The following is a 14731-nucleotide window of genomic DNA, read 5'->3' as shown; positions in this document are numbered from 1 at the left end:
CTCATTAATCTGTGGATTGAACTGACACGGCATTCTCATTAATTTCGTCTAACGTAAATTCTAGCACTCTTTCCTGTTCCTTTAGGTTAACTTGTAGAATTCTTTCAAGTATATTTAACCCTACTACCCTTCCAGAACCCTCCGGTGTCTTCACCCATTCCCCTACATCTGGGAGCTCTTTTTTAGCTGCTTCATACTCGTCATTTTCATATTTCAAACAGCACATTAAACGACCACATAGTCCAGATATCTTCGTTGGGTTCAAAGATAAATTTTGATCCTTTGCCATTTTAATCGAAACTGGGTCAAAATCACCTAAAAAAGTGGAACAACAAAGCATTCTGCCACATGGACCTATGCCACCAAGCATCTTTGCCTCATCACGAACGCCAATTTGACGAAGTTCAATTCTTGTCCGAAAAATGGCCGCTAAATCCTTTACTAGTTCACGGAAATCCACTCTACCATCAGCAGTAAAGTAAAAGATGACCTTATTGCGGTCAAAAGTATATTCAACATCCACCAATTTCATATCTAATTGATGCGTAGTTACTTTTTCTAAACAAACTTGATAAGCTTCTTTAGCCGCTTGTCTATTCTCTTCTACAATCATACGATCCTTTTGATCAGCAATACGTAGAACTTTTTTTAAAGGTAGGACTACATCATGTTCTCCAACCTTTTTAGGAGCAATGACAACTTTACCGTATTCTACTCCTCTTACAGTCTCGACAATGACAAAGTCATCCTTTTGTATTTGAAGATCACCGGGATCAAAATAATATATTTTGCCCGCTTTTTTAAAGCGAACACCTACTACATCATACAAATGAAGATCCCTCCTGCATCTTTAACACTAACTGTTCCATTAACAGCTGCGCATTCATGTTTGCTTGCAGCTTCCTTTTTGCATCTAAAACTGCAGCCATTTGCTCTGTTAACTTTCTATTAGATGTATGAAGCGCGTGTTGTTCTAGCCAGCTTAGCTCATGCGTATAGGCGAGCCTATCACTCTTATCAAGCTGTATATATAACAAATCTTTTAATAAAAGAAGTAATAAGTCTAAACCTAAATCCAGATGTTCTTTCTCCTTAAAATGTGGAAACCACTCTTCTTGGAGAGTGACCATCGCTTGTAACGGATTTTTTTTAAGTACTTCGTATAATTTTAACACTATTTTTTGCGCTTGTACAAACCAATCATCATTACTATATGCTAAAGCATCGTCCAAATTATGGGTAATTTGCGCAAGTAATGGTGCATACTTTTCTTTCACACCATAATCTACGAATTGTTGTACTAAAAATTTTGCAGCTATTGGCTGAAATGAGATCGTTTGACATCTTGATAATATGGTAGGTAACATTCGTTGAGATTGTTCAGTCAATAGAATTGCTGTTGTATCCATATGCGGTTCTTCGAGAAATTTCAGCAAACTATTAGCTGCGTTTGTTGTCATTCGATCAGCATGAACGATAATATATACTTTTCTACTGGATTCGACGCCCCGTTTTGAAAACTCTTCCTGTAATGACCGAATCTGCTGCTTCTTTATTGATTGACCATCCGGCTCAACAAGATGTACATCCGGATGATTAAAGTGATTAATCCTTTTGCAATTATTACATGTTTCACATGGAACATAGTTATTTATTGGAGCAGTGCAAAAAAGACTCTTTGCTAGAAGCATACCCGTATCTTTTTTTCCTGTTCCTTTCAGTCCTTCAAAAAGGTAAGCGTGGGCAAGGCGTTCCTTACTTAAACTATTTTTAAGCATCTTCAACACGACTGGCTGTAATTCTTCTATTTGATCCCATGTTTTTGTCATGCTGATCACTCACTTACGTATATAAATTTATTAATAATCCTTTGATTTCTCCGATTTTACTAAGAATATCAATGGCACTTTTCTCTTGTAAAAGTAGGTCATCGGCTAGTTGAGCAAGCTTTTCATCAATCGTTTCTACAATTTTCAATGACCTACTTTGTCCTAGTTGATTCCAACTATGGGATTGCTTAATATCCAACCCATACTCAACAGTCTCTTTCACAAAACGCTTAACCAGCATTTTGTATTTTGCTAAATCTTTAAAGCTCCTGGACTTAGCTACCCTCTGTCCAGCTGATTCTATATCACCTAAAAGCATTTGCATTTGTGTCATCTGCATTTTTTGACCACTTTTTTGCACAAGATCATTAAAACGCACTTGCGATCCAATAGGATGCTTACTGTCTTGCCTTCTATTATCTATATTAAGACGTAAATCTTGATTGATCTTCATTTATGCCTCCAAATAGGTTTAGAAGTGATGGAATTGTTCTACTGGAAGAACAAATACAGTTGCTCCACCTACTTCTACTTCAACAGGGTAAGGAATATATGAATCGGCATTACCACCCATTGGTGAAACCGGCGCAACAAGTTGCTCTCTCGATTGGCAATTATCCTTAATGACCTGTAAGCATTTGTCTACTCGAATATCTTCCGTACCAATTAAAAAGGTTGTATTACCCGACTTTAAAAATCCCCCTGTACTGGCTAATTTGGTTGCACGAAAATTATGATCTACTAATGCTTTAGATAACTTATTACTATCTTGATCTTGTATGACTGCTAATACGAGCTTCATCATACCACCCTCCTATATCTTTACTTTCTTCTATTATATCAGTTATTCTATGCACAAACAGAGATATACTGACCGAATTTTTCGCCAAGTAGCTTAATCCTTATTTTGAAGTGCTTTTCTAACAATGTCCATCGTTTGTTCAAATACTTTTTCAACAGAGGCATCGGCATTTACAGTTTGAATGCGATTAGAAGATTGCTTCCGAACAATTTCATACCCTTCATATACCTTTTGATGAAACTGTAAATCTTCTAAATCTAAACGGTTTACTTCCCTGCCCTTATTTTGATTAATTCTCTGTAACCCTCGTTCTGGTGCGATATCGAAGTACAAAGTCAATTGAGGCATGGCATTTTCAATGGCAAACTGATTGATGGACCAAACTTCCTCAATACCAATCCCTCTTGCAAATCCTTGATATGCAATAGAGCTATCAACAAATCGATCACATAGTACAATCTTACCCATTTCAAGGACTGGTAAGACCTTTTCAACTAAATGTTGTCTTCTTGCCGCGGCATAAAGTAACGCCTCTGTTCTTGCATCCATTTTTGTATTCTTCGGATCCAGTATAACAGCCCGGATCTGTTCAGCAATAGCAATTCCACCAGGCTCTCTCGTATGTACTACATTATATCCTTCTGTTTCTAATTGTTCCTTAACCATTTCTGTAATCGTCGTTTTTCCTGCCCCGTCTGGACCTTCAATTGATATAAAGTAACCTTTAGTCATCCTTGTCCCTCGCTGTCTTATATATTTCTATGTATGATTGATTTAAGTTTTTCCTGTTTTGAATTCGTGCACCTTTATTTAAATAACCTTCCAAACTAGTGATATGCTCTTTTGTAATTCTTTCACCTTTATATATTAAAGGAATACCAGGCGGGTATGGTGTCACCATTCGTGCGCTAATTTCACCAATCGCACTTGCAAAAGGAACTGTAACAATCATTGCTCCCTCTGGTACCTCTACTAATTCTGAATGCGATGGAATTGGATTCACCTTTTCCTCTTTTTCTTCATTGGGAATGTCAGTACTAACTTCTTGCAATGCATCGATAATTTTACTAAAACGATCCTCATCGGCACACCTTAATAATGGAAGTACAAATAAAACATTTAACGGATCAGCTAACTCTGTATAAATACCTCGTTTCTCTAGCAGCTCTTGTAGTTGATAACCACTGATATGTTTAAACTGTAATCCCAGTTTCAATGGATCATCTGTTGGCATAATAGCTAGTCCAGCAATATTACTTAATTTCTCCTTCAATTCTTTTATCCGTTGGACTAAATGTTTACCATCTTCTTCTGTATATTGACTGACAAAGAATCTAGCCATATCTAATGAAGCCATAATAACATAAGATGGGCTACTGGATTGCAACATACTTAAATATTCCTGTATGCTGTCTTCATCCACCCGATCACCTTGAATATGAAGAAAGGCCCCCATTGTCAATGCTGGCAATGTTTTATGGGCAGATTGTATAACGACATCTGCTCCTAATTGTAAACTTGAGGGTGGGAAAAATCTTGTACTCGCTATAAAATGAGCACCGTGTGCTTCATCAACTAAAACTAATACTTTTTTTTCACGGCATAGTGCAATAATATCTTCTAATGGATACACTGTACCATAATAACTCGGGTAAGTAAGAATAACAGCTTTAATATCTTCATACTTACTTAATGCCTCTTCAATATGAGTATAGGAGACACCTTCATTAATGCCCCATTCCTGGTTAAATTCAGGCAGGATAAAAATGGGTTCAGCTCCAATAAGTCTCAGGCCATTTAAAATAGACTTATGACTATTCCGTTGAACAAGCACACGGTCTCCCCTTTTTAATGTGCCACAAATCATCGCTAAATTACCTACAGTAGAACCATTTATAAGAAAAAAACTTCTTTTAGCCCCGTATAAAGCGGCAAGCAAGGATTGAGCTTCTTTGATTACTTCTTCAGCGGAATGAAGATCATCAAGCCCGCTGATTTCTGTCAAATCCAATTGTAAAAGTTGTCGAAAATAATCATCAACCTCATTCACTCCGGTGAGCAGACTCCCCCCTTTATGACCAGGTACATGATAATTCTCAGGCTTTCTTTTTATATGCTGTATTAATTTTTCAACTAACGGCATTTGTTTCTGATCCATTGAACGCAAATCCTTTTTATAAATTTACTGTATAGACATACACCTATTGGTGATTACAAACATAAACTGTTAACAACTCACTTATGAGAGTAAAATTCTAAATATTGTATATATTTTATCATCATTGGCTATGATTGAATGTACGGAGGTGACATTGTGAAAACGTTTAATGAAAAAACATGTGTAATCTGTGAACAATCACAATCTACTGGTATCCATTTATATACTTCTTTTATTTGTATGCAGTGTGAGGAACAAATCGTGAATACCGAAACAGATGATCCTCATTATAATTATTATGTCCAACAATTAAAAAGAGTCACTACACCTGAAATTTTATCTTAAATTCCCTTTTGCTTCTATACTTATCTTATGATCTTCTCTATTATTTTAACAAATATTAGGGAGTTTTTTTATTTTGGGAAACTATCTACAGTGTTGCTTTCGTCATACGGAGCACTATGCATAAATCAACTTCTTCAAGGAATCTGTAGGTTTAATTGTTGAAAGATAAAGAGATCGTAAAAGTCCGAATTACATTCTTGCTCTTTCTTTACTCACATGTGATGAGCTAACGAAAGTTAATTTAATGCCTTTCTAAACGAGCCAACAGTTTTCTGACTAAGATAATGCTGATTTCCAAATCCTTTATATCAATTTGCCTTACTACAAGGAACAATTTATCGTGGCAGTATTGAATCAAACCACCATAGTCATTTGCGTATCACTTGAAAGCCATATTGACCACTATTAGTATCTAAAACATTACCTCATTGGGTTATAACCAAATGAGGTTCCATTCAATCATTCATTTTTTGATCTTCTATTAAACCCTCAAACTCAATAATTTATACTTAATGTTATGATTTTCTCAATGTTATTTTTTTGGGGAGCATATATTTACTAACTCATATACACAAAAAAGAGCACATACAAATGATGTGCTCTTTTATCTTGCCCGGCAACGTCCTACTCTCACAAGGGGACAGCCCCTAACTACCATCGGCGCTGAGAAGCTTAACTTCCGTGTTCGGTATGGGAACGGGTGTGACCTTCTCGCTATCGCCACCGGACTATGAAATTGTAAGGGAATCGTTCCCTCAAAACTAGGTAATGTTGAAGAAGATATTTATTGAGTAATCGCCTGAATGCGTGCTGTAGACTACTACTTACGTAGTGCTGTCTAGCTGCGGCGGCTAGGAGCTCGAGGTCATAAGTCAAATTTGTCATGAGGTTAAAGAACAACCTCCTGTCAAATCTGTCTTATGCTTGTCGCTCCTGGACGAGCCGCCTTCGCATTTCGTTTTTGGTTAAGTCCTCGATCGATTAGTATTAGTCAGCTACATGTGTCGCCACACTTCCACCTCTAACCTATCAACCTGATCATCTTTCAGGGATCTTACTAGCTTGCGCTATGGGAAATCTCATCTCGAGGGGGGCTTCATGCTTAGATGCTTTCAGCACTTATCCCTTCCGCACATAGCTACCCAGCGATGCCTTTGGCAAGACAACTGGTACACCAGCGGTGCGTCCATCCCGGTCCTCTCGTACTAAGGACAGCTCCTCTCAAATTTCCTGCGCCCACGACGGATAGGGACCGAACTGTCTCACGACGTTCTGAACCCAGCTCGCGTACCGCTTTAATGGGCGAACAGCCCAACCCTTGGGACCGACTACAGCCCCAGGATGCGATGAGCCGACATCGAGGTGCCAAACCTCCCCGTCGATGTGGACTCTTGGGGGAGATAAGCCTGTTATCCCCGGGGTAGCTTTTATCCGTTGAGCGATGGCCCTTCCATGCGGAACCACCGGATCACTAAGCCCGACTTTCGTCCCTGCTCGACTTGTAGGTCTCGCAGTCAAGCTCCCTTGTGCCTTTACACTCTACGAATGATTTCCAACCATTCTGAGGGAACCTTTGGGCGCCTCCGTTACTCTTTAGGAGGCGACCGCCCCAGTCAAACTGCCCACCTGACACTGTCTCCCATCCCGATAAGGGATGTGGGTTAGAATTTCAATACAGCCAGGGTAGTATCCCACCGACGCCTCCACCGAAGCTAGCGCTCCGGCTTCTAAGGCTCCTACCTATCCTGTACAAGCTGTACCAAAATTCAATATCAGGCTACAGTAAAGCTCCACGGGGTCTTTCCGTCCTGTCGCGGGTAACCTGCATCTTCACAGGTACTATAATTTCACCGAGTCTCTCGTTGAGACAGTGCCCAGATCGTTACGCCTTTCGTGCGGGTCGGAACTTACCCGACAAGGAATTTCGCTACCTTAGGACCGTTATAGTTACGGCCGCCGTTTACTGGGGCTTCGATTCAAAGCTTCGCGTGAGCTAACCTCTCCTCTTAACCTTCCAGCACCGGGCAGGCGTCAGCCCCTATACTTCGCCTTGCGGCTTCGCAGAGACCTGTGTTTTTGCTAAACAGTCGCCTGGGCCTATTCACTGCGGCTCATCAAGGCTTTAACACCCTAATGAGCACCCCTTCTCCCGAAGTTACGGGGTCATTTTGCCGAGTTCCTTAACGAGAGTTCTCTCGCTCACCTTAGGATTCTCTCCTCGCCTACCTGTGTCGGTTTGCGGTACGGGCACCTTATTCCTCGCTAGAGGCTTTTCTTGGCAGTGTGGAATCAAGAACTTCGGTACTAAATTTCCCTCGCTATCACAGCTCAAGGTATATGACCATGGGATTTGCCTCATGGTCCCTCTAACTGCTTAGACGCACATCCAATAGTGCGCTTACCCTATCCTCCTGCGTCCCCCCATCACTCAAACAGAATACGGTGGTACAGGAATATCAACCTGTTGTCCATCGCCTACGCTTTTCAGCCTCGGCTTAGGTCCCGACTAACCCTGAGCGGACGAGCCTTCCTCAGGAAACCTTAGGCATTCGGTGGATGGGATTCTCACCCATCTTTCGCTACTCATACCGGCATTCTCACTTCTAAGCGCTCCACCAGTCCTTACGGTCTAGCTTCAACGCCCTTAGAACGCTCTCCTACCACTGAACATCAACGATGTTCAATCCACAGCTTCGGTGATACGTTTAGCCCCGGTACATTTTCGGCGCGGAGTCACTCGACCAGTGAGCTATTACGCACTCTTTAAATGGTGGCTGCTTCTAAGCCAACATCCTGGTTGTCTAAGCAACTCCACATCCTTTTCCACTTAACGTATACTTTGGGACCTTAGCTGGTGGTCTGGGCTGTTTCCCTCTTGACTACGGATCTTATCACTCGCAGTCTGACTCCCATGGATAAATCTTTGGCATTCGGAGTTTGTCTGAATTCGGTAACCCGATGAGGGCCCCTAGTCCAAACAGTGCTCTACCTCCAAGATTCTTACGCATGAGGCTAGCCCTAAAGCTATTTCGGAGAGAACCAGCTATCTCCAAGTTCGATTGGAATTTCTCCGCTACCCACACCTCATCCCCGCACTTTTCAACGTACGTGGGTTCGGGCCTCCATCCAGTGTTACCTGGACTTCACCCTGGACATGGGTAGATCACCTGGTTTCGGGTCTACGACCACATACTCATTCGCCCTATTCAGACTCGCTTTCGCTACGGCTCCGTCTGTCCAACTTAACCTCGCATGTAATCGTAACTCGCCGGTTCATTCTACAAAAGGCACGCTATCACCCATTAACGGGCTCTAACTACTTGTAGGCACACGGTTTCAGGATCTCTTTCACTCCCCTTCCGGGGTGCTTTTCACCTTTCCCTCACGGTACTGGTTCACTATCGGTCACTAGGGAGTATTTAGCCTTGGGAGATGGTCCTCCCTGCTTCCGACGGGATTTCTCGTGTCCCGCCGTACTCAGGATCCACTCTGGAGGGAACGAAGTTTCAACTACAGGGCTTTTACCTCCTATGGCGGGCCTTTCCAGACCTCTTCGTCTATCTCGTTCCTTTGTAACTCCGTATAGAATGTCCTACAACCCCAAGAGGCAAGCCTCTTGGTTTGGGCTAATCCCGTTTCGCTCGCCGCTACTCAGGGAATCGCGTTTGCTTTCTCTTCCTCCGGGTACTTAGATGTTTCAGTTCCCCGGGTCTGCCTTCCATACCCTATGTATTCAGGTATGGATCCTATCCCATAACGGATAGGGGGTTTCCCCATTCGGAAATCTCCGGATCAAAGCTTACTTACAGCTCCCCGAAGCATATCGGTGTTAGTCCCGTCCTTCATCGGCTCCTAGTGCCAAGGCATTCACCGTGCGCCCTTATTAACTTAACCATTGTTCGGCTTGCGATAAGCTACGCATTTCGGCGTCAGCTCACTCGTCAACATCCTCATGTGCACAAGACGCACACTCCGGTGTTTCCTCGCTCGCTTCCTTGAACTGCTTGCTTCTCACAACCCTCTCGGTTGTGTTTATTAAAAAAGTTTAGTATCTTAAATCAATCTATAATATATAGAGAGAAAAAATAACTAAGGTGGCGATTACTCGGTAATCTTCTTCATTACATTATCTAGTTTTCAAAGAACGATTGAATTGAGAGATTATACTCTCAAAACTGAACGAACAGTCTAACATCAAGTTAATTCCGTATATTCCTTAGAAAGGAGGTGATCCAGCCGCACCTTCCGATACGGCTACCTTGTTACGACTTCACCCCAATCATCTGTCCCACCTTAGGCGGCTGGCTCCAAAAGGTTACCCCACCGACTTCGGGTGTTACAAACTCTCGTGGTGTGACGGGCGGTGTGTACAAGGCCCGGGAACGTATTCACCGCGGCATGCTGATCCGCGATTACTAGCGATTCCGGCTTCATGTAGGCGAGTTGCAGCCTACAATCCGAACTGAGAATGGTTTTATGGGATTGGCTAAACCTCGCGGTCTTGCAGCCCTTTGTACCATCCATTGTAGCACGTGTGTAGCCCAGGTCATAAGGGGCATGATGATTTGACGTCATCCCCACCTTCCTCCGGTTTGTCACCGGCAGTCACCTTAGAGTGCCCAACTAAATGCTGGCAACTAAGATCAAGGGTTGCGCTCGTTGCGGGACTTAACCCAACATCTCACGACACGAGCTGACGACAACCATGCACCACCTGTCACTCTGTCCCCCGAAGGGGAAAGTCCTATCTCTAGGATTGTCAGAGGATGTCAAGACCTGGTAAGGTTCTTCGCGTTGCTTCGAATTAAACCACATGCTCCACCGCTTGTGCGGGCCCCCGTCAATTCCTTTGAGTTTCAACCTTGCGGTCGTACTCCCCAGGCGGAGTGCTTAATGCGTTTGCTGCAGCACTAAAGGGCGGAAACCCTCTAACACTTAGCACTCATCGTTTACGGCGTGGACTACCAGGGTATCTAATCCTGTTTGCTCCCCACGCTTTCGCGCCTCAGCGTCAGTTACAGACCAGAAAGTCGCCTTCGCCACTGGTGTTCCTCCAAATCTCTACGCATTTCACCGCTACACTTGGAATTCCACTTTCCTCTTCTGCACTCAAGTTCCCCAGTTTCCAATGACCCTCCACGGTTGAGCCGTGGGCTTTCACATCAGACTTAAGGAACCGCCTGCGCGCGCTTTACGCCCAATAATTCCGGACAACGCTTGCCACCTACGTATTACCGCGGCTGCTGGCACGTAGTTAGCCGTGGCTTTCTGGTTAGGTACCGTCAAGGTACCGGCAGTTACTCCGATACTTGTTCTTCCCTAACAACAGAGTTTTACGATCCGAAAACCTTCATCACTCACGCGGCGTTGCTCCGTCAGACTTTCGTCCATTGCGGAAGATTCCCTACTGCTGCCTCCCGTAGGAGTCTGGGCCGTGTCTCAGTCCCAGTGTGGCCGATCACCCTCTCAGGTCGGCTACGCATCGTCGCCTTGGTGAGCCGTTACCTCACCAACTAGCTAATGCGCCGCGGGCCCATCTGTAAGTGATAGCAGAACCATCTTTCAATCTAATTATATGTATAAATAGATATTATCCGGTATTAGCCCCGGTTTCCCGGAGTTATCCCAGTCTTACAGGCAGGTTGCCCACGTGTTACTCACCCGTCCGCCGCTAATCTTTGGGAGCAAGCTCCCTCAGATTCGCTCGACTTGCATGTATTAGGCACGCCGCCAGCGTTCGTCCTGAGCCAGGATCAAACTCTCCAATAAAGTGTTTGATTAGCTCATTTGCACCTATGGTGCTTTGTTGCTGATAAATCAGCTTTTTTAGAATTACGCTTGACGTTTTACGTTCGTTCAGTTTTCAAAGAACAATCTCATTCGCTTCAGAAGCGACTTTACTAATATATCATCCTACGCATTATATGTCAATGCTTTTTTAAAAAAGTTTTTTCTTTAAAGTTTTAAAGGATGTTGTGTCGTTGTGACGACTCTTAATATATTATCAGCATTATATTAATATGTCAACAATATTTAAAAAGAAAAAATCAGTTACTAGAAATACGTAACTGATTACCTATTCCATTATACTTTGACACTTATATGACATACATTTCTATTGCCACTAGCGCGCATATACCCGGCACACCTAATATCCCACTAATGGCTACAGTAGCTATATTAATAGGCAAATGAATACCAAATTGATTTCCTACTGTATTTAGTACAAATAATAAGAGTGCACCAATGATTACTTTTATAAGGCCTTGTCCAATCCACTTAATTGGTCGAAACGAGGCACCTGCTACTAATAGAAAGAGAATGAGAATACCTAACCCTGAGATAATCCAAACTGGCTCCAAATAAAAAACCCCCTCTATTTATGGAAACTTGTACAACCAATGTATGAACAAGCACCTAAAAAAAGACCTTGAGGAGGTATAAAAATTAATATCGAACACTAACGTTTCTTTTTTTTGCTTCCTTGAACAGATAAAAATATTTTGCCTCAGCAAGCTTAGCTTCACTAATTGCTTCTGCTGAAGGATCAAAACTTTTTTCAATTAGAGATTTTTGATTCTTCCATTCATCCTTTAATTCTTTTAACTGATCTAATAACTTCTCATCATATTCCTTACGAAGCCATCCTTTTTTACGAAAGAACATCGCATACACCTCTCACTATACTTCTCTTCTTCCCTCTAAAGCTTTTGAAAGTGTTACTTCATCAGCATATTCAAGGTCTCCTCCTACTGGTAATCCGTGAGCTATGCGGCTCGCCTTAATACCAGAAGGTTTAATGAGACGAGAAATATACATTGCTGTTGCCTCGCCCTCAATATTAGGATTGGTAGCCAAGATGACTTCTTGGACGGTTTCATCCTGTAATCGTTTTAACAAATCGGGAATATTAATATCTTCTGGGCCGATACCATCCATTGGCGAAATAGCACCATGCAAAACATGGTACAAACCATTAAACTCCTTCATTTTTTCCATGGCGATAACGTCTTTAGGGTCTTGCACAACACATATGACTGATCGATCTCTCCTTTGGTCTTCACATATATAACAAGGATCCTGATCTGTTATATGGCCACACACAGAACAATAAGATAGATTTCTCTTCGCATTCACTAATGCCTTAGCAAAATCTAGTACAGTGTCTTCTTTCATACTTAATACAAAAAAGGCCAACCGAGCGGCTGTTTTCGGTCCGATTCCTGGAAGCTTCATAAAACTATCAATCAGTTTTGATATCGGTTCAGGATAATGCATATCTGTCTCCCCCTCTTTCATCAAAGACGAGAGCATTTGACCGAGAGACGTTTAACAACAAACTCTTTCTCATATAACTCTTCTCTTTGACTCCTAGTCTGATAGTGAATGCTTTAAAAAACGCCGCTCAGGAAAACCAGCGGCGCTTCTTTTCGTTTATCCGTATTAAAACATCCCTGGCAAGTTCATACCTTTTGTGAATTGCCCCATTGTATTATTTGTTAATTCATCACATTTTTTAATCGCGTCATTTGTTGCTGCTAACACTAAATCTTGAAGCATTTCGATATCTTCAGGATCAACAACTTCCTCTTTAATATTTACTTCTAAAACTTCTTTATGACCAGAAACAATGACAGTTACCATGCCACCGCCAGCTGTTCCTTCAATTCTTTCTTCTCCTAATTCTTCTTGCGCTTGCGCCATTTTCTTTTGCATTTTTTGCATTTGCTTCATCATATTTTGCATATTACCCATACCACGCATAGTTCCTTACCTCCTAATATTTATTTAATCTTTAATTTCAATAAGATCTTCACCAAATAATTTCATTGCCTCAGATACAACAGGATCTTCTTCCTCATTTCCCATATCCTCTGCTGTATCATCTCCATTCGCCTTTTGATACTGAAGAAATGATTGGCGAATGGACTGCCATTGTTCATCTGGTAAACCTAAGACCTGAAACCTCTTTCCGCTTAGTTCAAACAAAGATTGCGTTAGGGTTTCAATAAATTTATGATTCTCCATCGCCATTTGACAATGAATTTCATATTTGAATTTTATAATAAAAACTTGATCAGATGCAGCAACAGGCTCTGCTTCGTTTAGTAATGCTGCTTGTGAGCGCATTTGATTGTGTACGAGGCGTTCTAACATTTCACCCCAATGACTTTTGACCATCATTAAGTCCTGTTTTGTTGCCTGCTTCAACACCTCATTTATTCGACCTACAGGCGCTTGATATCCTTTTTTAGATACACGCTGTGGCTTTTTCGCTTGAGGTGCTACTGATTCTTCTGATACTTTAACACCTTGCGCTTTTATTTGTGATAACTCTTTTTCTAATTGATCAATCCGTGTAATTAATGGTTGAACATCTTCAGCACTTTGCCCTTTAATTTGTTCTTGCTGACAAAGTTTCACAATTGCTACTTCTAAAAAAATTCTTGGATGATTCGTCCAGCGCATCTCTTGCTGTGTTTTATTTAATTGTTCGATCAAGTGATAAATTTGTTCTTGTGACACCTTTTCTGCTAACTCAATGAATGTTTCTTCTAAAAGAACTCTTTCCATCGATTCTTCAAGATTAGGTGCTGCTTTATATAATAGCATATCTCTATAATAAAGAATAAAATCTTCTACAAATCGTGTAGGATCTTTCCCTTGAAAAAGAAGTTCGCCTAATATTTCTAAGCCGTTAGCTGCATCATGATCAACGATAGCTGTTGCTAACTGATTAAGGAAACCTTGGGAAACAGCACCTGTAACAGCTAGAGCATCATCAACTGTTACACTCTCATCACTAAATGAAATTGCTTGATCCAATAAACTCAAGGCATCACGCATACCACCTTCAGCAGCTCTGGCAATAATTTGTAGTGCTTGGGTATCACAATGAACACTACTTTCATCTATAATCATTTGCATACGATTCACAATCGAAGTCGCAGTAATTCTTTTAAAATCAAAGCGTTGACATCTAGAAATGATTGTCAGTGGAATCTTATGCGGCTCTGTTGTTGCTAATATAAAAATAACATGCTGGGGTGGTTCTTCTAATGTTTTTAGGAGCGCATTGAATGCTCCCATTGACAACATATGCACCTCATCAACAATATAAACTTTATACTTAACCGCACTTGGTGCATATTTCACTTTATCTCTTATATCTCTAATCTCTTCTACACCATTATTAGATGCGGCATCAATCTCAATGACATCAGGTATGGACCCATCAGTAATCCCTTTGCACGCATCACATTCATTACATGGTTCATTAATTGGTGCTCTTTCACAGTTTACGGCCTTTGCTAAAATTTTCGCCGCACTCGTTTTACCGGTTCCTCTTGGTCCAGTAAAAAGATAAGCATGCGAAATTTTTTCCTGAAGCAGGGCGTTTTGCAATGTTTTTGTTACATGCTCTTGCCCTACTACATCAAGAAATGTTTGTGGGCGCCATACACGATACAATGCTTGATAACTCAATTGGCACGCCCCCTTCTTTTAGTGTCGTATTTATTATAACGTATCTATTTTCTATTTTACAAAAAAGGATAGGAAAAAAACAAAAAACTCATTCATGAAGAATGAGTTTTA

The 14731-nt window shown here is 41.5% G+C and carries 12 protein-coding genes and 3 rRNA genes; 1 reads left to right on the top strand and 14 read right to left on the bottom strand.

Going from position 1 to position 14731, the window contains the following annotated elements:
• Positions 1–4: 4 nt before the first annotated feature.
• The 6 genes from MHI57_RS15175 to MHI57_RS15150 all read right to left on the bottom strand — a co-directional run bounded on the left by MHI57_RS15175 (position 5) and on the right by MHI57_RS15150 (position 4789).
• Positions 5–829 carry a PSP1 domain-containing protein gene (locus MHI57_RS15175; RefSeq protein WP_095371303.1) on the bottom strand — a complete coding sequence of 275 codons (825 nt, stop codon included), beginning with the start codon at positions 827–829 and terminating at the stop codon, positions 5–7.
• The gene (gene holB, locus MHI57_RS15170; protein WP_095371304.1) at positions 822–1829 is read right to left on the bottom strand and encodes a DNA polymerase III subunit delta'; all 1008 of its coding nucleotides are present in this window, start codon (positions 1827–1829) and stop codon (positions 822–824) included. Before holB ends, MHI57_RS15175 begins: the two co-directional genes overlap by 8 nt.
• Positions 1830–1842: 13 nt before the next feature.
• Entirely contained in the window at positions 1843–2283 is a 441-nt protein-coding gene (locus MHI57_RS15165) for a YaaR family protein (protein ID WP_095371305.1), read from the bottom strand.
• Positions 2284–2301: 18 nt separating this feature from the next.
• On the bottom strand, positions 2302–2631 hold the full coding sequence (locus tag MHI57_RS15160) for a cyclic-di-AMP receptor (protein WP_095371306.1): 330 nt from the start codon (positions 2629–2631) through the stop codon (positions 2302–2304).
• Positions 2632–2724: 93 nt separating this feature from the next.
• The gene (tmk, locus tag MHI57_RS15155) at positions 2725–3363 is read right to left on the bottom strand and encodes a dTMP kinase (protein ID WP_340977099.1); all 639 of its coding nucleotides are present in this window, start codon (positions 3361–3363) and stop codon (positions 2725–2727) included.
• Positions 3356–4789 carry an aminotransferase class I/II-fold pyridoxal phosphate-dependent enzyme gene (locus tag MHI57_RS15150; RefSeq protein WP_340977097.1) on the bottom strand — a complete coding sequence of 478 codons (1434 nt, stop codon included), beginning with the start codon at positions 4787–4789 and terminating at the stop codon, positions 3356–3358. Before MHI57_RS15150 ends, tmk begins: the two co-directional genes overlap by 8 nt.
• Before the next feature lie 156 nt (positions 4790–4945).
• On the opposite strand from MHI57_RS15150, the gene MHI57_RS15145 reads away from it, so the two are divergent.
• On the top strand, positions 4946–5134 hold the full coding sequence (locus tag MHI57_RS15145) for a sigma factor G inhibitor Gin (protein ID WP_233435334.1): 189 nt from the start codon (positions 4946–4948) through the stop codon (positions 5132–5134).
• A 611-nt stretch (positions 5135–5745) separates the two neighbouring features.
• Here the strand turns inward: MHI57_RS15145 and rrf are convergent.
• From rrf to dnaX, 8 genes are all read right to left on the bottom strand, one after another.
• Positions 5746–5862 (bottom strand): 5S ribosomal RNA (gene rrf / locus MHI57_RS15140).
• 233 nt (positions 5863–6095) lie between these two features.
• A 23S ribosomal RNA gene (locus tag MHI57_RS15135) occupies positions 6096–9028 on the bottom strand.
• A 326-nt stretch (positions 9029–9354) separates the two neighbouring features.
• Positions 9355–10903 (bottom strand): 16S ribosomal RNA (locus tag MHI57_RS15130).
• The 16S, 23S and 5S rRNA genes sit together here, the layout of an rRNA operon.
• Before the next feature lie 329 nt (positions 10904–11232).
• A complete protein-coding gene (locus MHI57_RS15125; RefSeq protein ID WP_095371310.1) occupies positions 11233–11496 on the bottom strand; it encodes a pro-sigmaK processing inhibitor BofA family protein in 264 nt (87 codons plus the stop codon).
• A gap of 85 nt (positions 11497–11581) precedes the next feature.
• Positions 11582–11800 carry a YaaL family protein gene (locus MHI57_RS15120; RefSeq protein ID WP_095371311.1) on the bottom strand — a complete coding sequence of 73 codons (219 nt, stop codon included), beginning with the start codon at positions 11798–11800 and terminating at the stop codon, positions 11582–11584.
• Between the two features lie 15 nt (positions 11801–11815).
• Positions 11816–12412 (bottom strand): recombination mediator RecR, encoded by a 597-nt coding sequence (recR, locus tag MHI57_RS15115; RefSeq protein ID WP_224939297.1) that lies wholly within the window; start codon positions 12410–12412, stop codon positions 11816–11818.
• A 165-nt stretch (positions 12413–12577) separates the two neighbouring features.
• Positions 12578–12898 carry a YbaB/EbfC family nucleoid-associated protein gene (locus MHI57_RS15110; protein ID WP_095371313.1) on the bottom strand — a complete coding sequence of 107 codons (321 nt, stop codon included), beginning with the start codon at positions 12896–12898 and terminating at the stop codon, positions 12578–12580.
• Between the two features lie 24 nt (positions 12899–12922).
• Complete coding sequence (gene dnaX, locus MHI57_RS15105) at positions 12923–14620, bottom strand: DNA polymerase III subunit gamma/tau (protein ID WP_307319479.1); 1698 nt, start codon at positions 14618–14620, stop codon at positions 12923–12925.
• Positions 14621–14731: the final 111 nt, after the last annotated feature.

Origin of the sequence: Cytobacillus sp. FSL K6-0129 (genome assembly GCF_038007625.1) — a bacterium.
GTDB classification, from domain to species: Bacteria; Bacillota; Bacilli; order Bacillales; family Cytobacillaceae; genus Cytobacillus; species Cytobacillus kochii.
Note: the sequence above shows the minus strand (reverse complement) of the source record. Positions and strands in the feature narration are given on the sequence as shown.